The organism is Pseudomonas sp. CIP-10 (assembly GCF_020911845.1).
In the GTDB taxonomy this organism is placed as follows: domain Bacteria; phylum Pseudomonadota; class Gammaproteobacteria; order Pseudomonadales; family Pseudomonadaceae; genus Aquipseudomonas; species Aquipseudomonas alloputida.
Genome location: NZ_CP087160.1, coordinates 3,763,556 through 3,782,493 on the forward strand (window position 1 = coordinate 3,763,556; position 18,938 = coordinate 3,782,493).

Below are 18,938 nucleotides of genomic sequence, written 5' to 3' on the forward strand. Positions count from 1 at the left end.
TAGAATTTCAACATGACAGAACCGCGCCACAACCCTGAGTGTATCGGCCTGGTACTCGCCGCCGGCACCGGGCAGCGCTTCGGCAGCGACAAACGCTGCGCCAAGCTGGCCGACGGCAACAGCCTGCTACGCGCAACAGTGCTGCGCACGCAAGAAGCCTTCAGCGATGTTCGAGTCGTGCTAAAAGCCGAGGACGATGCCCAGGCCCTGGCTATTCCGCCTGGCGTTCAGCTGGTACGTGCGGCCCACGCCAAACAGGGCATTGGCTCAAGCCTGGCTGCCGGCATCCAGAGCCTGGCACACTCGCAGGCCACTGCGGTGGCGGTGCTGCTTGGAGATATGCCGTGGATTTCTGCCGCCACCCTGCGGCAACTGCGAGCGCAGGCAGACGCTGAACATATCGTCGTGGCTTACTGCGAGGGCCAGCGCGGCCACCCGGTGTTGTTCGGCCGGCGCTTCTGGCCGGAGCTGATGCAACTGCAAGGCGAGAATGGGGCCAAGGGCTTGATCGCCAGCCATGCGCAACAGGTGATTGCCGTGACGCTCGATGACCACGGCATTCTGCGGGACGTCGACAGGCCGGACGACCTCAGCCACCCACCGATTTCATAATCAGCGCGCTGCCGGTAAACGTAGCGTCCTGCTTGTCCGCCAGCGCACGGCCGAGCAACGCGGTCAGCTGCGGCTGTGCCTGCTCAGTCGGCAGATCCAACAGCGTGCCCATAAAGTGCCCGCGATTGGATGACAGGCATCCGTATAACCTGCCGGTAGACGACAGGCGCAGACGGCTGCAGCTCCGGCAAAAGGGCGCGCTTTCGTTGGCAATGATGCCGAACGCCCCGCGCTCGCCAACGCTATAACGCAGCGCGGTGGAGTCTACCGGCGCCTCAGCCTGGGTGAAGGCATAACGCTCGCCGATAAGCTCCAGCAGCTCGCGCTGGCCGACGAACTGGGTACGAAAAGCCTCTGCATGCTGGGCCAGATGGCCCATGCGCATAAGTTCGATAAAACGCAATTCGTAGCCCTGCTGAAGGCAGAACGCCAACATGGGCAAAACTTGATCGAGGTTGCTACCACGCATCGGCACCATGTTGATCTTGATGCTCATGCCGGCTCGGCGCGCCTGCTCAATGCCGTTGAGCACCGTCTGCAGGTCGCCGCCCTTGGCGATCGTGCGGAAGGCACTCGGGTCGAGCGTATCGAGGGACACATTGAGCCGCTGGATGCCGGCGCTGCGCAATAACGGCAGTTTGCCGGCCAGCAACTGGCCATTGGTGGTCAGGCTAATGTCCTGCAACGCCAGCTTACCTATGCCCTGCAGAAAGGGCTCCAGCCGGTCACTCAGCAGCGGCTCGCCGCCGGTAATGCGCAGTTCCTCAACCCCTGCAACATCCCTGAGCAACTCGACGGCACGCAGCAGCGACGCGGCCGTCAGCTCATCGCGTGCGGCCACCAAGCGACGGCCATCGGCCACACAGTAGGTGCAGGCGTAATTGCATGCGGCAGTCAGGCTCAGACGAAGTTTGCGAAAACGCCGACCATGTCGATCAACTATCACCCGACAACGCCCGTACGTGGATCAATGGCGGGTTCGATGTCCTCCGCCAGCGCTTCAAGCACATAAACCTGACGATCGCTTAGCAGCTCGCCCAAGGCATTGGCCATGGCCGTGTAATGTGGCATCTGCCGATGGCGCGCTATCGCCTCATGGCTGGCCCAGCGCTCGACGAAGACAAAACGCCCGGCCTGTTCAATACAGCGATTCAGGACGTAAGACAGGCAGCCGTCTTCGGCGCGCGATGGCTGCACACAGGCGCGCAGAATCTGCTCGACCTGCGACTCTTTGCCTGCCTTGGCTGTCAGTATCGCTACAACGCGTATGGCTTGACTCATACTGATGGGTTCCTCGGTTGATAAATTGTTAACGCTGCACGGCCACCAGCCGACAACCTTCTGCCGCAACATCCGTTTGATCCCGGCCAGCCATCAGCACAGGGTCGCTGTCATGGATGCTCGCAGATCTGAAGCGCAGGCTGCCGCCATTGCGGCCGTTGAGCACTGCCTGAATTTCCGCCAGCACCGCCATGGCCACGCTTTCCGGGGTGTCGCCACCAAGGTCCAGGCCGATCGGATAATGCAAACATTCCAGCCCCGGCAGCTCGTCCTGCGGTTTAGCCAATTGTTCGTGGATGCCGGCCAACAAGCGCTCGGTGCGCTCACGCGGCCCCAACTGACCGACATAGCAGGGTTCACTGTGCAACACACCCTGTAGCCAATGCGCGTCTTGCACCAGGCTGTGGGTCATCACCGCCACCGCAGCCCCGCGCACCAGCTCGTGGTAATCGAAAGGCTGCTCAACATCGCCGACCAGCACCTGGTCAGCCTCGGCAAAACGCTCGGCCCGGGCAAAGTGCGCCCGGCCGTCGATCACCGTCACATGCCAACCCAACAGCTTGGCCATGCGCACCAGCGGCTGGGCATCATGGCCCGCGCCGAAGATCACCAGACGCCGGACCGGCGGCAGGTACTCCAGAAGCACTTCCACTTCGCCGAGACCATTCGGGTAGAGACCACGGGATGACTTGCCGCGCAGCAAGGTCTGCTGCAGGTCGGCGCTGATTTGCTCAACCAGCACCGAGCGCAGCAACTCGCCCGCGGCCTCCTGCCCAGGCATCAAGCACAAACGCTCGCCTAAGCGTGGCGCAGCCGCGCCCGAGCTGGCGATTACCGTGGCGATGGCCGCAGGCTGCTGGCGGTCGCGCACGCTGAGCAAAGCATCGACCAAGGCGCAAGGGCCGGCCGGCAGGCGCTCGAACAGCACGTGAACCTTGCCGTTACAGCCCAGGCCGAAGCTCAGCGCTTCCTCGCTGGCGTCATCCGCCTCTGCGGTGCTGTAGCTGCGCAGCGCCGGCCCGGCTTCGGTCAGCCACCAAGCCTTTTTCGCCACTTCCGCCTCCAGGCAGCCGCCACTGATGGTGCCCTCGGGCCGGCCGAAGCGCGACACCAGCATGCGCGCACCGGGCCGCCGATACGCCGAACCTTCGACCTTGACTACAGTCGCAAGCACCGCTTCGCGGCCAGCCTCGCGCTCGGCCAGGAGCGCATCCAGCAATGTGTTCAGGCCCGACATGCAGAACCTCCGCTCAATGCAGGGACTCGGTCCGGCGCTTAGCCACAGCCGGCACCGAAACCTGCGCACCACTCTCGCCGAAACGCTGCAACATAAAGCTGCTCAACGCGGCCAACTCTTGATCGGTATAAATGTTGCCGAACGATGGCATTCGCCGATTCACTGGGGCGTCGGCGGCGCCGTGGCCACTCAACAGAATGCCGAGCAAGTTGCTGGCGGCCGGATCGTTGACCGTCTTCAAGCCCAGCAGCATGGCCGTCTGGCTCTGGTTGCCCGTGCCGTCCCAGCGGTGGCAACTGGCGCAGGCTTCGGCGAACAGCTTGTTGCCGAGTGCACTGCCGCTGCCCGGTTCTGCAAGCGTGACCTGCTGCGGGCGAGGCACGCCTTCACTGCGCGGTGGCGAGTCCTTGAGGAACACTGCAATCGCCTGACGGTCAGCGTCAGTCAGGTGGCGCAAGCTGTTTTCCACCACCTCCGCCATGGGCCCTGAAGACAAACCCAGGCCTGGCGCTGCGCCATCCTTCAAATAGCCAGCTAGCACGTCCGTGGGCCAGGCACCAATGCCGTGCACGGGGTCGGCACTGATGTTGTAGGCGTTCCAACCCTGGATCAGATTACCGGCCAGCGAGCGCTCGCTGCTGACAGCCTGAAACAGGTTGCGCGGTGAATGGCATTCGCCGCAGTGACCCGGCCCTTCGACGAGGTATTTGCCGCGATTCCACTCAGCAGAGCGCTGGCTGTCCGCCTGAAATGGCTCATCGTTAAGGAACAGCAAATTCCAGAAAACCATGCCCCAGCGCTGATTGAACGGGAAGCCGATGTGGTTTTCGCGCGGTGCTTGCTCGACCGGTTCCAGGCTATCGAGATAACCCTTGATCGCGAGGATGTCATCGCGCGACATCTTGCTGTAGGAGGTATAGGGAAACGCCGGGTAGTAGTGCTTGCCGTCACGGCCAATGCCGGTCTGCAGCGCACTGACGAACTCGTCATCGGTCCATGCACCGATGCCGGTTTGCGTGTCCGGGGTAATGTTGGGCGAAAACAGCGAGCCGAACGGCAGCTTGAACTCAACACCACCGGCGAAGGGTTGACCGCCAGGCACGGTATGGCAAGCCACACAGTTGGCAGCGCGCGTCAGGTATTCGCCCTTAGCCAGCAAGTCCTCTTGCGCATAGGCCGCTTGCGCCAGCAGAGCCGCGCTGGCGAGCGTCAGTAGGTTGCTTATTAATTTCATCAAGTGCTCCTTAAACCGGGTAGTAGCCGAAGCGGCTCAGCGGCAGGCGACGGATGCGCTGACCCGAGGCGGCGAACAGGGCGTTGACCAGGGCCGGACCGATCAACGCAGTACCGGCCTCGCCGACGCCACCCGGCGCCTCCAAGCTAGGCAGCAGGTGCACCTCCACCGCCGGCGCTTCGCTGATGCGCAGCTGCCGGTAGTTGTGGAAGTTGGTCTGCTGCACCTGGCCGTTTTCGATGAGGATTTCGTTGAATAGCGAGGCGGACAGGCCGAACAGCGTGCCGCCCTCGATCTGCGCCTTAACCGAGGTCGGGTTAGTAGCAAAGCCGCAATCCACCACACTGACCAGCCGCTTGATGCGTATGCCCAAGTCGCCCTGCATCTCCAGTTCAACCAGGGTCGCCACATAGCTGCCGAACACCGCACTGACCGCCACACCACGGCCTTGCCCTGCGGGCAACGGCTTATTCCAGTCAGTCTTTTCAGCCAGCAAACGCAGCACCGCCTGGGCACGCGGCTGCTCCGCCATCAGTTCCAGGCGGTAGGCAACCGGGTCGGCCTTGGCGTTGTGCGCCAGCTCATCAATAAAACACTCCAGGGCATAGGTGCCGCGCAGCGGGCCCACGCCGCGCCACCAGGACACGGGCACAACGCTCGGCTCCTGGCGGATATAACGAACCTGCAAATGCGCCAGGCTGTAGATGGGGTCTACCGCCACTTCCACGGCATCACTATCCACGCCATTGGGCGGCAAGCTGCCGACATAACGGGCGAGAATCGAGGCGCCGGCGATGCGGTGCTCCCAACCCAGCGGCCGTCCCTGCTCGTTGAGGGCGGCCTGCATACGGTCGGCATACAGCGGCCGGTAGAGGTCGTGGGTCATGTCTTCCTCACGGCTCCAGATCAGCTTGATCGGGTAATCGACCTGGCATGCGATGGCCACCGCTTGGGTGATGAAATCAAACTCCAGACGCCGGCCGAATGCGCCACCGATCAATTGGTTGTGCACCTGGATTTTTTCCACGGGCAACCCGGTGACTTGGGCGGCCGTCTGCTGGGCAAACACCGGTACTTGGGTGCCGACCCACAGCTCGCAGGCATCTTTGCGCACATGGGCCACACAACTCATGGGTTCAAGCGGCGAATGGGACAACAGCGCCTGCTCGTAAACCGCTTCGAACTGGCTGGCCGATTGCTGCTTGGCTTGCTCAATGTCGCCGCTGCGCTTGGCGACCACGCCATCACGGCTACTGGCGGCGAGCAGCTCCTGGTCCAGCTGCGCTGAACCAATCGCGGCATGTGGGCCGAGTTCCCACTCGATCCTCAGCGCCCTGATGGCCTGCTGACAGGCCCAGAAGTTGCTCGCAGTGACGGCCACGGCATTGTCCAGGCGCACGATGTCGCGCACCCCAGGCACTCGTCGCGCCTGACTTTCATCAACGTTGAGCAGCCGCCCGCCATACACCGGACAGGTGATACTGGAGGCCACCAGCATGCCGGGGATTTGCAGGTCGATGGTAAAGTGCGCCTTGCCGTTGACCTTCGCAGGCGTATCCAGACGCTGCGCGGGGGTGCCCAGCAACTTGAACTGCTCGGGGGTTTTCAGCGGCACTGCGTCGGGCAATGGCAGCGTCGCAGCCGCCTCGACCAAGTCGCCATAGGCCGCCTGCAGGCCATTGGGGCCAAACACCTGGCCGTTCTGCGCATGGCACAGGCTCGGCGCGACGCGCCATTGCAGAGCAGCCGCCTGGATCAACAGGATGCGCGCCGTAGCGCCCGCCCGACGCAGCGGCTCCCAGGTAACACGAGTAGAAGTCGAGCCACCGGTGGCCTGAAACTGCATCAGGCTGTCGGTATACAGCGCCGAGTTCGGTGGCGCTTCCTGGATCACTACCTGATCCAGGGGCACTTCCAGCTCCTCGGCGACCATCATGGCAATACCGGTTTGCGCACCCTGGCCCATTTCAATTTTCGGCGAGATCACCGTGACCACGCCATCGGGGCCAACGCGGACAAAGGCACCGTAACCCTCCGCGGAGTGATCACCAAGCCGACCTGCCGCAGCCGCCTCGGCGGCTGCGCTTTTGGCCACCAGCGGCGGTAGCCAGGTACTCAACACCAAGCCACCGAGGGCGATACCGCTGCCCTGCAAGAGGCGGCGACGGGAGATATCAACAGTCACTTCGTTAGGCTTTTTCATCTCACGCCTCCTCAACCTGGCCAACACTGTGAATGGCCGTGCGAATCCGGGTGTAGGTGGCGCAGCGGCACAGATTGCCCGCCATGGCGGCATCAATTGCCTGATCATCGGGCTTCGGCTGGCTCTGCAGCAGCGCCGTGGCGGCCATGATCTGCCCTGATTGGCAGTAACCGCATTGCACCACCTCATGCGCCAGCCATGCCTGCTGCACGGCTTGGCCCACGACCGTCTCACCGATGGCCTCAATGGTGGTGATCGCGCGGCCCGCCACGGCGGAAATCGGCGTCACGCACGAACGAATCGGCTGGCCATCGAGGTGCACGGTGCACACGCCGCACTGGGCAATGCCGCAGCCATACTTGGTTCCGGTTAGGCCCAGCACATCGCGCAGGACCCATAGCAGAGGCATATCGGGGGCAACGTCAACCTGCTGCGACTGTCCGTTGATGATTAGCGTTTGCATGGTATTTCCTCTGCTTAAAGTGTTGATGCCGACAACCTTGGTTATCGCTTTGATCATGTGGGTGCGCGACGTGAGGCAGACTTAAACAGCGTCATGCCCTCACGAATCTATTCGCCTTAAACGGGCAACCAGCCACCCGGCCAATGGAAAGGAAATAAGCTGGGTGACAGGCACCAATACCAGCACTTCCACCAGCACCATTACCGGGAAACTCAGATCACGGGTCAGCGGGGCTAATACACTCAGCACCAACAAGAGTGTTGGGTAAAGCCCCAGACAACCAACCACTACACGCCAGAACATGGCGTTTATTTTATGCGAGCGCTTACTGGGTGTATGCATAACTCCCCCTGCAGGCATTGCCTGTAACTTAGCAATCTGGATTTTTTTAAATAAAAAAGCCCTACCAGCAAGGAGCTTGAGCTGGCAGAGCAATAACCTGTGTTATTCCAACAAGCGGCAATCAGTCCTCACTGACGCGAACCACTAACTTGCCAAAATTTCGCCCCTCGAGCAGGCCGATAAAGGCCTTAGGCGCCTCCTCCAGACCACTCACTAATTCTTCACGGTATTTAATCCGGCCCTGCGCAAACCAGCTCGACATATCGTTAAAGAACTCGTTGTAGCGGTGGCCGTAATCATCAAAAATAATGAAACCCTGCACATGAATACGCTTGCGCAGAATGCTGCCCATCAAAGCAGGCAAACGATCTGGCCCGTTGGGTGAAGCGGTATCGTTGTAGTGCGCAATAATGCCGCAGACGGGCACTCGGGCCTTGGTATTGAGCAGCGGCAGCACCGCATCGAAGACCTTGCCGCCGACATTCTCGAAGTAGATGTCGATACCTGCCGGGCAGGCCTTGGTCAGTTGCTCGGCGAAGTCCGGCGCACGGTGATCGAGACAGGCATCAAAACCCAGCACCTCGACCGCATGTCGGCATTTTTCCGCGCCGCCGGCGACACCGACCACATGGCAGCCCTTGATCTTGCCGATCTGCCCCACAGTCGCGCCGACCGGCCCGGTGGCCGCCGCCACCACCAGGGTTTCACCCGCCTGCGGCCGGCCAATATCGAGCAAGCCCATATAAGCGGTGAAGCCCGGCATGCCAAAGATGCCCAAGGCATAAGAAGGATGCGCCGGCGACTCACCCAACGCGGTCAGATCGCTTCCATCGGACAGCGTGTAGTCCTGCCAGCCAGCAAAGGACAGCACCCAGTCACCGGCCTTGTAGGCCGGGTTTTTCGAAGCCTCCACACGGCATACAGTGCCACCCACAATCACTCCACCGACTTCCACCGGCGCAGCATAGGACGGTGCATCACTCATGCGACCACGCATGTAAGGGTCAAGTGAGAGGTAAACGGTACGCAGCAGAACCTGCCCTTCTGCTGGCTCAGGAATGGGGCTTTGCTCAATGCGAAAATTCGCTTCGAGAGGCGCACCGTGGGGACGTGAGGCCAGAACGACGCGCCGATTGATTAGCTTTGATTGGGGCATGTGCAAACTCCTGGGGTTGCTGAAGTTGGGGTTGTCTCGATCACCCGAATTAGACCAGTCGGCTAGTTGGTCAGTGAAAAAAATGCCCACCAACAGGTGGGCAACCTCGCCATCAGATGTTGTCAGAGGTCAGAATGGTCTGAGTTGTGGCCATGGCGTTTTCCAGCGGCCGACTATTACGGTGTAGCTTGCTCAGCAGACTCGCACCGAGCCACAACTGGTAAAGGGCCGTCGCAGTGTGGAAAGCATCGTCCAGTGCCAGAGAACCGTCTCGCTGCCCCTGCTCAATACATTCAGAAATCCGCGCAATGATTTGATCTGCACCATCGCGCAGCGTGAGGCGCATGGGCTCCGAAAGATCAGCTACCTCTGCGCTCAGCTTCACCACCAGGCACTTCTGGTCGTCGCAGGGCTCGCAGTAGCTGTCTAGCCACTTCTGCCAATACCCCATCAGGCGCTCGCGGGCCGTGTTGCCCGTGACGGCAAAACGCTCATCCATGCTCGCCAAATAATTGCGAAAGTAATCCTCAAGCAACGACTGGCCGTACTGCTCTTTGGACTTAAAATAATGGTAAAACGAGCCTTTCGGCACGTTAGCGGCCTGCAAAATCTCGTTAAGGCCCACACCAGTGAAGCCCTTAACCACCATCATGCGGTGGCCGGTATCGAGTAAATGCTGACGCGTATCATCGTAACGTAGTTTCATGGAATTAATGTATCAATAAATAGACCAGTCGTCTATAGTGGATTTCTGAGAGAATTGTTAGCCATTCTTGATGACCACCAGACAGTATACAGACCAACCCACACTCAGCAGGCTCATGGCGGCGCAGTACGGCGAAGCACCTACCTGAAGCTCAAGGGGAACCTTCAAACCGCCCTTCGCTCGCGCCCCAGAAGGCAAGCTCCTGGATACAGGCCTCAGTGGATTCGGAGCGAACCTAGAGGGCATCGCTGCACTCAGCTTGCCGGACTAGTAGACCGGTCGCTTAGTCAGAGGTAACATTGATGCCGGGTTGCTGCTCAAACACCCTGTCGACAGCCCTCATACAAAGCACACTTCCTTTTCCACTATAACTTAAAAGGCATAATAACGATGATAAAACTTCACCACCTCAATGACTCTAGGTCGTTTCGTATTCTGTGGCTACTGGAAGAAATAGGCCAACCATATGAAATCATTCGGTATCAGCGTGATAAAAAAACACATCTAGCTCCCGAAACGCTGAGGAACATTCACCCCCTAGGAAAATCTCCAGTTATCGAGCTTGATGGAAAAATAATTGCGGAGTCAGGCGCCATCACAGAACTCCTGATAAATAAATTTGCACCTCGCTTAGCACCCAAAGAAAGCTCTCCAGAATATCTTGACTACTTACAGTGGATACACTTTTCAGAAAGCTCAGCAATGCTCCCGCTCTTACTGAAAATATTTAATGAGTTTGAAACACAATCTGGAACCAAACTAAAATTCCTTAACAACTACGCCGAAGTAGAATTCAATAAAGTTTTTTCCCATCTAAACGAACACTTGAACAATAAAAAGTTTTTGGTCGAGGAGAGGCTCACAGGAGCAGACTTCATGCTGGGATTTGTAGTAAAGAGCGCGCTCAACCTACTCAAATCCAAGAGCGAATTTCCACATATTGAAAACTACATTAAAACCCTTGAAAACCAGACAAGCTACAAGCTAGCGCTGATTATCGACGCGAAGTGAGTTTAGCTTTTTAACAAATAGCCGTGGCAGACCATCAAACTGCCATGGCCCTTCACTATCATAGAGCTAAGACCAACAAAGCTGACAACCTTCAAGTAACGGAACACTGGAGTGATGATCAACCTGCTTAGACCCTGGCCGCCGAACTCGGAGGGGCACGCCAGCGCCGTCCAGCCGCCTTCGGCGAACTGGCGGTAGCCCTCGCGGAACCCGGCCGGCGTCTTAACAGAGCGGGTCGCCGGGTCGTAATGGCAGCCTTCCTTGTCGCCCGAACTGTTCAGCGGTGCCAGCCACCCCTCAGCCACGCGCGCCGCCTCTTCGAGGATCGCTCCGCCCAAGTCTGCGCCGAATTCCCCCTGGGATGGCAGCGCCTGCAGGTGCGTATAGGCGTCGAGTAGTTCATCGAACACAAAGCGCATGTCGCGGAGCGGCGCGCGGTAAGCCGGCATAGTCGAGCCCCATAAAGCTGTACATTCAGTAAGTTTGTATAGATTTTCTACTGACGCGTATAAGTTTTCGCAAGATACTTGTACAACTTTTCCCGCCTGGGGGATGACCGGCCAGTTCCGCTTTCAGCGCCTCGGCAGGTCGCTTTGGCCAGCCAGGCCCCTCGCCCTGTAGCTTTCGCCCACCCGCAGGGAGGCCTTGAAGGAAACGCGCGTTATAAATCACCTCACTCATCCTGGCACTCATTGCCAGTGCCACAGGCGCCGGCTACCTGTACCTCAGCCAGGTGCCCCGCCTGGCCTACCTAGTGTATCGACGGCTGGGCCATGAGCGATGGGGGCTCCTTTGGGCTGGAGGTGGTAGATGTCGAGGGCCGTGTCGTTCTGCTGGGCATCCAGGCCACCGCCCTCAATGCACCGGTGGAGCACTATCCCGCCTTAATCGGGCGACCGCTGTTCGGCATAACCGCAAGAAGTGGTGAAGATGGCATTGGAGCACAATGCTGCGGCCGTCATTATGGTTCACAATCATCCCTCCGGTGACCCAGAGCCCAGCCAAGCCGATCGCACCCTGACCACCACCCTCAAGAACGCTCTGAACATGGTCGGCACCTGCCTATTGGATCATGTGGTGGTTGGCCATGAAGGTTGTGTGTCGTTGGCCGAACGAGGTTATCTCTAGCCAACTCCGCGTAAAAGGTTGCTCCTGGGGATCCCAAGAGCAATCTTCAGGACGGGAAATCATTTATTTTTTGTTCTGAAGTGACTACACATCAGCCGAGAAAGCCGGATCGGCAGCTGCTATCGAAAATTATGAACAGGCTCCAGACCCCGACACCTGGCCGACGTTCTTGACCGACCGGTTGAAGGCACGCCCTTTGGCTCTGGTTGGTGCCGATTAGTATATTCCTGCTTGGACAGGTCAACGGCTGTCGATACTGGCTCCTCCACGATTTTTTGTCACCTCTGATTGTCGATCGCGATCTCAGATAACTCCCACACAAATAAACTTGTAATCCCCCAAAGAAACACGACAAACTCACAGGCCGACGCCCCAACATCACGATAAAAAAATAAAATGTAACTTGGTTTATTTATATTGGATCAGCTTTTGACCTACATCAATCTAACAATACATCTTACCAGAATAAACAATAACTTAAAAAATAGCACGCACTCACATGCAAAGCACTGGAGCCAGTAAAATCCTACACAACAAGTTACTGATATGCCTTCACAACTTATCAGTAACTTTCATGAACAACAAAACCCCAAAAGCACCATTCAACACTTCGCAATCACGAGCTTCGATTCAGATCGAAAATATCGTCAAGATGATTGAGAACACTAGCGAACCAGCCTTTCATATTACCGAAAACACAACTGGTTATGAGCACATAGAGCTCAGCAGCCTGTCTGCACTTTTCTTCAACATTCAGCATCTGCTCAGCATCCACACGGACCACTACGAATATAGTGAGCACCTCCAATTATTTTGGAGAGCTTGTAGTGAAGTCGGTCTTGAGCGCAGCCCAGTTGGCCCCGTATGCCTAGACCCTACGGGCCTTTACTACCTCAGCTTTCACAGTTCTATGAACGAGTTAGTAAACAGAGTCAGGCAGCTAACGCGCGAGCCTGGATACAGGCGCAAAGCGAGTGACCGCAGTTACCAAGCCCGACAGCGCGAAGCGGACGTGGAAACCTACGCCCGTGCAGTACTTAACCGCTACTCACGCACTGTCGTCATTCGAGTAGACCTTCATTATTTGGAAATAGTTGACCCTTTACTACGTATCGAAGATCTATTCAGAGACTTAGCAACCCTGATTAGATCTCGCGAACGCAATCCGATCTTCGAATATGAAACGGGCTACATTTGGTCTGTAGAGCAAGGCAAGAACAAAGGTTTCCACATCCATACTGCCTTCTTCTTTAACAGCGCGCACGTTTATAGTGACTGGCACAAGGCGCAGGAGATAGGCGCTCTCTGGGAGAAAATAACGGGTGGACGAGGTTACTTCTTCAACTGCAACGCAGACAAACAAAAATATACAAAACTCGGCATCGGCACCATTAAGCGAGCCGATACGCAGGCTTGCGAAAACGTCATCAACACCATGCGCTATCTAGCCAAGGAGGAGCAACATCTGCGCATAAAGCCAACCAGAGCACGAACCTTCGGTATGGGACACTTGCCGCACTGACGATATTCAAGTACCCATCAAATCAGATCAACATAAGAGAACAGCCTTCCGTCGGCTGTAGGGCACGTACATAATCAAGTATTCGGCTGGGTGACCGCCGAATACTCGCACCATCGTACAGCTTAATCCCTAACCACCTTCTACCGGGCACGCCAATGGCATATCGTTAAAAGCAGGACCAGTATCACCGAGAGATTTTCATGAGTTTGAAACGATCTGGATAACGTTGATGTTATCGGGGTAAGAGGTGGATGTGGTGATACGGTCCACTTTGATGGTCGTATTATAGTATCGACCCGTCTTGGCGTCCTTTCGCTCATTCAGCCCATAGGCATGGTTCGTGTACGAGCAAGCCACAAGGTAAACCGCGGCGTCATCGTCACGCCCAACAATTGCTACCCAATGATCCCCCATCCCACCTTCTTCGAACTCAGCCTTTTCCTTCACACAGAGAATCGCCACCGACTCAGTGAAATCCATCGTTGCCAGAGACTCAATATCGGAGGGAGTGACCACCGAGGACACAGCAGAGCCATCAGTCATCACCTCGAGGCAGGTAGCAATAAACGCTTGCTTGACCTTAGCGTCTGTCGCGTTCCTGAGCTTCCCGAAGTCACTACCATCGCCCAGTACGAAATTGTGAAGGGATGGCGTGCTACCAATCACCCGCCTCCAAAAATTTGAATTCCTGTAAGAAAAGTCTGAAGCTTTTTCGCTAGGGCTTCTCAGTGCTTTGTACCCATTGAACAAAGAATAAATTAGGCACAGCCCATCAAAGTGCCCCTGAGCCAAGATCCGTTGAATCGGAGTCGATTTCAAGTCTATTTTCCTTTTCTTTATGCCAAATCTGAGGCACTGGCATCCATATTAAAAACGACTCGAAGAGTTTATCCTGACTGCGGAGCTGGCTACTTGACCAGCCCCATCAGCTTCCCATACCCATCCACCACGCCGTACCTCAACTGCATCTTTTCTCAATGTAGGCCTCCACGGCATGAATCACTGGTGGCGCTCACTCTTTCATAGCCCTCCATTCTCATTGCCGTACCCAGCAGCAAACCACTCCACCCAATAGAGCCCCCAACATAATTGAAGGCAATAAATCTTTAAATCGCTTGACCGCCGGCATAAAAAGCAGAGCAAAAAGCACGTAGGAGGATGAGTAAATTACCGCAAAAAAACAATAATCTAGACTTGGCGACAGCAATAATCGCCGCAGTGGAAAAGCGAGCCTCTTGATTCTTCGTACATACCCTCCGGACGCCCCAAGAATCGATACGCCTCCAAAAGACCATACCTCACTCAGACGCATGGAGAGCACTCGATCGCTGCACATACAAATCAACGACATCAAGATTTCGCACAAAGAAATCAAAATATCGACTACCATCTGGCAACAGCACCACGATGTTTTCTTTTGCCCTAGTCAAGCCCGCATACACCAACTCTGGCCCATCCAAGTCGTTAACGATCACGAAAATCGTGGGGGATTCAAAACCTTTAAAACTATGAAGAGTCGATAACTTCATTACGCCGCTATTCAGATTGAAGCCTTGCTTACGGCTGGCGCTCAACTGGCGCAACTCCTTTTTCTCTTCCGCACGCCCAAGCCTTTTTCCGCAAACTCTCTCAACATCTTCCTTCGAGGCAAAGCTTGTAATCGTCCGCTCCTGATGCCGAGGCCCTTTTCGGATAGCAAAATCGACCTCCCTCAGAACATCTTCCCTTGACGACACAATGGTGATGTCATTCGGATGAATGCCTTCGCGCTTCGCAATAGCGACAATGAGCTCAGCAACATCAATCAACCTATCAGCTGACCATGTCCCTACGGCACTCAAGCTAATCCCTGGCAGAAAAGCGGTTTGCTGATAAGACTCATCCCCATCAAAAACATATTTCTCTGAAAGGAATTGCTTCTGAAAGGCAACAGACAACTGCAACACCGGAGAGTCCTGCTTATACCTAAAGCTCTTATTCAATTTCTGCCAGCGGCCAAAGCCGGAAATAATGTTTGCCCTCTTCTCCTCATCGACAGCACGCTCATAGATATTCTGTTTCTCATCCGCAAACAGAACCATCTCACCGCCTTCGGCCAGGAAATTCATTCTTATGATTCGCTGCCATTCAGGCTTGTAGTCCTGAGCCTCGTCAATGAGGATGGTTTTGTACTTATCAGCAACATAATTAGCTAAAACAGACTCATTCGAATAATAATGCTCTTCAAGATATGCATTGGAATCCACCAATCCCTCTGGAACCTTCACATCGATTCCTGCACTGCTTAGAGCCGCACTCATAAATTTGTGGTAATTGACTATATGGAAAGCACCCCAACTGAAGTCTTCGCGAACCTCACTAATTTTGTCTCTGATGAACATGCGAAGCGTCAGGTTGAAGGTGAGTATCAACACGGGCTCGCCGTGTCGCCTGTGCGCATTCACCGCGCGCTTCGCCAAGACGGAGGTTTTACCCGACCCAGCCACTCCGCATACCTTGGCCCGGGCGCCTTCAATGCTCTCAGATAGCCGCACCTGTGGCTTTGTGTAGAGAATGGGCTTTCCTTCATTGGCGTAATGGAATGGGGGCTGAAGTAAGCGCATAAGCTCTGCATATACGCCCTCCTCAAACTGAGGATTCTGCTTGCCGCCTGAGAATGCAATTCTTTTCAGCGAGTCTCGCGTAATGGCCAATGAGCCCAAGTCGCGCTCTAGCTGTTTTTTCTTATTGGAGAGATAGAGTCGCTTCTTCTCATACTGCTCATACCCGATTTTTTTCTCACGAAACGCCTGTTGAACCTCATCCAATTCACTTCGCAACTCACGCATTGCAGGCTCATAAAAGGCTGCAATCTCATTTTTGGTAGCATTGTGGAAGTACACATAAACCTTTATCAGGCCGTAAAATGTTTCGCTAGCCATGCTTTTGTCAAGCAGACCATTTGCGTGCACTTCAAAAAGGTTCTGTTTATAGGCGAACGCCTGAGAAAAAGGAGACCTCAGCAGAGCCTGATTTTTGAGCAGCCGCCATTGATTCTTCACATCCACGCTGTAACTACTAAGGTTCCAGTCCTTGACCTCCACAACAATAGCGCCAACACCCTTTTTTATGATTACAACGTCAGGGCGCTCGCCATTGAAGCAAGGCTGAAAGTAAACCTCAGCTTCTGGATCAAAATTCTCTCTTAAATAAAAAAGCAAAAACAGCTCACCCTCTGTTGGCGACTGCCTGGAAAGCTTTGCCTCTTCAATACCTGGAATAATCTTGGCCAAGTTTTCACCTCAATAACTTCGCGGCAAAACAATAGACTCAGCGTTAGCCAGGCCATCATCAGTTTCCAGATAGCGACTATTCAGCTCAGCCACACGACGCTCATCCAAGCAAACAACATCAGTTAAGTGCTGGCGCCGCCCATGATCCGGGGGTTCAACAAAACCACGATCAAAACGCAATCCAGCACGCGGGCTGATTACATAACGGGCATGAAAGTCTTGATCCAAAGCAGCATCAGACAATAGATGAATACGTATACAAACCCCTTGCCTCAGTATAGCGTCAAGCATCCTTCCATAATCGGCAGCAATAAGGTCAACGCGACGGTCATCAGTGCTTTTTGCGGTAAAGATGCTCACCTCAACCAGGCGATGCTCCTGCTGGCGACAAAGATCAACCATTGCCTCCAGAACCTTGCAGCACTTGGGCATGGCCTGAAAATACGGGTCGACTAGAACAATGCGATCAGAACTTAGCAACACATACCGCGCAGCCTCGGCCAAAGCTTGAGCATTACGCTTAACCTGCACATCACGACGATTTTCAAACAGCGCCTCTTCAACCTCGGCTAGACAATGAAATCGCTCTGCATCGTTCTTATCCCGCACCAAGATTGCTGACAGACGCTCGCGTACACCATCTTGTTTGGCATTGGCGATCCAATCGTCACCATCAAACGGCAGCCCCAAGCGCACCAGCCGGTCGTTCTGGGCTTGGCGCAGCTTCTCGACGATACGCGCCCGCTCCACATCCCCCACGCCGCGACGCTCACAGGCCTCAATCACCAAGCGGGGCCAGGGCTTAGGAAAGCGTGCAATCAACAAGCCCTTGCTGTAGCCGAACTTCTCTAGTGCGTACTTCAAGTCTTGCCAGTTATTGATAGCGTCCGGCTCAATGGCGAATATGGCGTGCATCAGAACAGCTCCTCGCCACGCTCGGCGAAGAAACCATTAGGCCAGCGAGTAGTGAACTCGCCATAGCGATCAATCTCGATACGCGTTGCCTTTACCCCGCCTACTGCCGTGTCGAGGTAGATAATCGACACATCCTCAGGTTTCAGCTGCTGCAGGCCATTGGGTAAATCACCCTCAGTGCTTTCGCGAATACGCCGCAAAATCCGCAAGATCAAATGTTCGCTGTGGGTCTCGATCAGGTAGCTACATTGGCGATTGGCCTGGGTTAGCAAATCACCTATGCCAACCTGAATTCGCGGATGCACATGCAGCTCTGGCTGCTCGCAAGTCACAAGCCCCTGGCGCGCGACCACTGCCGCCACAATCAGCGGAAACAGCTGTGAAATCCCCACACCAACCTCGGAGAAGGCTACCTCGCACCGCCGCGCGTCATCCCACAGCGCCCATTGATTGCGCACCTGCTCAATAACGGCACCCTTAGGGGCAGCGCTCTCAGGCGCTAGCTCCTGCAGAAGCGCTTTCAGCTTCTCCATATCTATAGGCGCTTTCTGCTCTGACGGATTGCCTTCCTCATCAGCACCGCTGAAGCTGATTTCAAGCTTATCGCCATGCGCATCGAGCATGGCGCGCAACTCGCCCAGACTGTCGTCACCACCGGAATACACCACCTTGCTCACCACCGACTTTGCACGCAGTGAATAGCCCAGGCCGAGATGCCCCATCCACTGGTTAATCTCGGCCAGCAAGGCGGGCGCTTTGTGCTGGCGGCTGAGCGCACTAACTACGTCCCAGGCAGCCGCGCCGCTGTACCAGTCTTTCTGCTCAGGGTAAGGATTAGGCTGGCGCAAGGCATCGGCCACTATGCGCAGCGGGCCGATGCACAGACTCTGATTAAGCACTGTCAGCATGTTATCTAACGGAGCTACTAACACATCCGAGAGAATTTCATGCAGTCGTGTGGTGATACGCGGGTCGTCGTGTTCGACGGTGGTTTCCAATCGCTTGCCCAGCAGCGGTAAGGCGCCAGCAAAGCCTTTAAAACCCAACTCGGCATGTGCAAAGGTCATTTCGGGCATATGCCAGGAGTCGCGGTGACTGACTTGCTGAATGGGGCGCTGAGCGTTTAATAGCTCATGCAAGGCACTTACAAAGCCTTCGGCTTCGCGCTCCGGAGCTTCATCCAAATCAAGTTCGGCTAGCAAAGCGGGATGTTGGTAATTGAGCCAGGCCAGCACCGGCTGCTTCATCCCCGCATCGCTGGTCAGTTCAGCGATCAGCGTATCGTCCAGCCACAGCTTGTAGCAGGCCACATAGGCGGTTTCGGCTGATTTAGACCAGGCGATATGCAACTCCAAAGCAAAGCGTGCGGCATCGGCAGTTGGGCTGTCGACGGTGAGGCCAAAATCCTCGTTGATCAGCTCATACAGCTGGTTGTAAGTGGCACCGATGCTGTCGTTTTTTGCGACATGAAGCTTGATGACAATGCGTTTATTCAGGTCACCGCCATTCACCAGGCTGGCAAAGCCGCCGATGTGTTTTTCGCCCAACACATCAATGCGCTGCGGGTCGCAGTGGCCTTTGGCGAGGATTTGCTGCAGATAAAACAGCGCCTGCAGCACCGAGCTTTTGCCGACGCTATTAGGCCCAAACATCAAGGTTACCGGCGCCAGCGGGATGGTTTGGGTAGCCTGAAAGGAACGAAAGTTGGTGAGGGCGATTTCTGTAATTCGCATTTTTTATGCCCTAGCTCGGCCTATGGCCGGCAAATGTCTTATTTGTAATTTTTAGATGGCAATAGCTCTGCCGTTGCATGCGCTCACGCCGTCTCTGCATGGCTCACAGGCAAACCAAACCGC

17 protein-coding genes and 1 pseudogene are annotated in these 18,938 nt (G+C 55.8%); 4 read left to right on the forward strand and 14 right to left on the reverse strand.

Annotated features, from left to right (window positions below; all coding sequences use genetic code 11):
- Nucleotides 1-12: 12 nt before the first annotated feature.
- Nucleotides 13-612, forward strand: a complete 600-nt coding sequence (locus tag LMH93_RS17000; RefSeq protein WP_070095676.1) for a nucleotidyltransferase family protein — start codon at nt 13-15, stop codon at nt 610-612.
- On the opposite strand, the gene LMH93_RS17005 is transcribed toward LMH93_RS17000, so the two are convergent.
- The 9 genes from LMH93_RS17005 to LMH93_RS17045 all read right to left on the reverse strand — a co-directional run bounded on the left by LMH93_RS17005 (nt 590) and on the right by LMH93_RS17045 (nt 9,234).
- Entirely contained in the window at nt 590-1,558 is a 969-nt protein-coding gene (locus LMH93_RS17005; protein WP_070095675.1) for a GTP 3',8-cyclase MoaA, read from the reverse strand. The two genes, LMH93_RS17000 and LMH93_RS17005, sit on opposite strands and share 23 nt — an antisense overlap.
- Complete coding sequence (locus tag LMH93_RS17010) at nt 1,555-1,893, reverse strand: putative quinol monooxygenase (protein ID WP_004574290.1); 339 nt, start codon at nt 1,891-1,893, stop codon at nt 1,555-1,557. The genes LMH93_RS17005 and LMH93_RS17010 overlap by 4 nt, the downstream gene beginning before the upstream one ends.
- Nucleotides 1,894-1,921: 28 nt before the next feature.
- Nucleotides 1,922-3,130 carry an XdhC family protein gene (locus tag LMH93_RS17015; RefSeq protein ID WP_031689751.1) on the reverse strand — a complete coding sequence of 403 codons (1,209 nt, stop codon included), beginning with the start codon at nt 3,128-3,130 and terminating at the stop codon, nt 1,922-1,924.
- Between the two features lie 13 nt (nt 3,131-3,143).
- Nucleotides 3,144-4,364 carry a cytochrome c gene (locus tag LMH93_RS17020; RefSeq protein WP_230064407.1) on the reverse strand — a complete coding sequence of 407 codons (1,221 nt, stop codon included), beginning with the start codon at nt 4,362-4,364 and terminating at the stop codon, nt 3,144-3,146.
- Nucleotides 4,365-4,374: 10 nt separating this feature from the next.
- Nucleotides 4,375-6,567, reverse strand: a complete 2,193-nt coding sequence (locus tag LMH93_RS17025; protein WP_070096943.1) for a xanthine dehydrogenase family protein molybdopterin-binding subunit — start codon at nt 6,565-6,567, stop codon at nt 4,375-4,377.
- Nucleotide 6,568: 1 nt separating this feature from the next.
- Complete coding sequence (locus LMH93_RS17030; RefSeq protein ID WP_010487142.1) at nt 6,569-7,030, reverse strand: (2Fe-2S)-binding protein; 462 nt, start codon at nt 7,028-7,030, stop codon at nt 6,569-6,571.
- Between the two features lie 99 nt (nt 7,031-7,129).
- Nucleotides 7,130-7,465 (reverse strand): hypothetical protein, encoded by a 336-nt coding sequence (locus tag LMH93_RS17035; RefSeq protein ID WP_230064408.1) that lies wholly within the window; start codon nt 7,463-7,465, stop codon nt 7,130-7,132.
- A 28-nt stretch (nt 7,466-7,493) separates the two neighbouring features.
- Complete coding sequence (locus LMH93_RS17040) at nt 7,494-8,528, reverse strand: NADP-dependent oxidoreductase (protein ID WP_230064409.1); 1,035 nt, start codon at nt 8,526-8,528, stop codon at nt 7,494-7,496.
- 112 nt (nt 8,529-8,640) lie between these two features.
- Nucleotides 8,641-9,234 carry a TetR/AcrR family transcriptional regulator gene (locus LMH93_RS17045; RefSeq protein ID WP_033975250.1) on the reverse strand — a complete coding sequence of 198 codons (594 nt, stop codon included), beginning with the start codon at nt 9,232-9,234 and terminating at the stop codon, nt 8,641-8,643.
- Between the two features lie 390 nt (nt 9,235-9,624).
- Here LMH93_RS17045 and LMH93_RS17050 point away from each other — a divergent pair, with 390 nt between their 5' ends.
- Nucleotides 9,625-10,245, forward strand: a complete 621-nt coding sequence (locus LMH93_RS17050) for a glutathione S-transferase family protein (RefSeq protein ID WP_033975249.1) — start codon at nt 9,625-9,627, stop codon at nt 10,243-10,245.
- Nucleotides 10,246-10,247: 2 nt separating this feature from the next.
- On the opposite strand, the gene LMH93_RS17055 is transcribed toward LMH93_RS17050, so the two are convergent.
- Nucleotides 10,248-10,694 (reverse strand): acyl-CoA dehydrogenase N-terminal domain-containing protein, encoded by a 447-nt coding sequence (locus LMH93_RS17055; protein ID WP_070096941.1) that lies wholly within the window; start codon nt 10,692-10,694, stop codon nt 10,248-10,250.
- Between the two features lie 463 nt (nt 10,695-11,157).
- On the opposite strand from LMH93_RS17055, the pseudogene LMH93_RS17060 reads away from it, so the two are divergent.
- Both LMH93_RS17060 and LMH93_RS17065 read left to right on the forward strand, forming a co-directional pair.
- Nucleotides 11,158-11,373: pseudogene (locus tag LMH93_RS17060) on the forward strand (JAB domain-containing protein); the annotation flags it as partial.
- 574 nt (nt 11,374-11,947) lie between these two features.
- Entirely contained in the window at nt 11,948-12,895 is a 948-nt protein-coding gene (locus LMH93_RS17065; protein WP_070096944.1) for a YagK/YfjJ domain-containing protein, read from the forward strand.
- 198 nt (nt 12,896-13,093) lie between these two features.
- On the opposite strand, the gene LMH93_RS17070 is transcribed toward LMH93_RS17065, so the two are convergent.
- The 4 genes from LMH93_RS17070 to LMH93_RS17085 form a co-directional block, all read right to left on the reverse strand.
- The gene (locus tag LMH93_RS17070; protein WP_070096940.1) at nt 13,094-13,714 is read right to left on the reverse strand and encodes a hypothetical protein; all 621 of its coding nucleotides are present in this window, start codon (nt 13,712-13,714) and stop codon (nt 13,094-13,096) included.
- A gap of 479 nt (nt 13,715-14,193) precedes the next feature.
- Nucleotides 14,194-16,167 (reverse strand): nuclease-related domain-containing DEAD/DEAH box helicase, encoded by a 1,974-nt coding sequence (locus LMH93_RS17075; protein ID WP_070096939.1) that lies wholly within the window; start codon nt 16,165-16,167, stop codon nt 14,194-14,196.
- Nucleotides 16,168-16,176: 9 nt separating this feature from the next.
- Nucleotides 16,177-17,082, reverse strand: a complete 906-nt coding sequence (locus tag LMH93_RS17080; protein WP_070096938.1) for a hypothetical protein — start codon at nt 17,080-17,082, stop codon at nt 16,177-16,179.
- On the reverse strand, nt 17,082-18,815 hold the full coding sequence (locus LMH93_RS17085; protein ID WP_230064410.1) for an AAA family ATPase: 1,734 nt from the start codon (nt 18,813-18,815) through the stop codon (nt 17,082-17,084). The genes LMH93_RS17080 and LMH93_RS17085 overlap by 1 nt, the downstream gene beginning before the upstream one ends.
- Nucleotides 18,816-18,938: the final 123 nt, after the last annotated feature.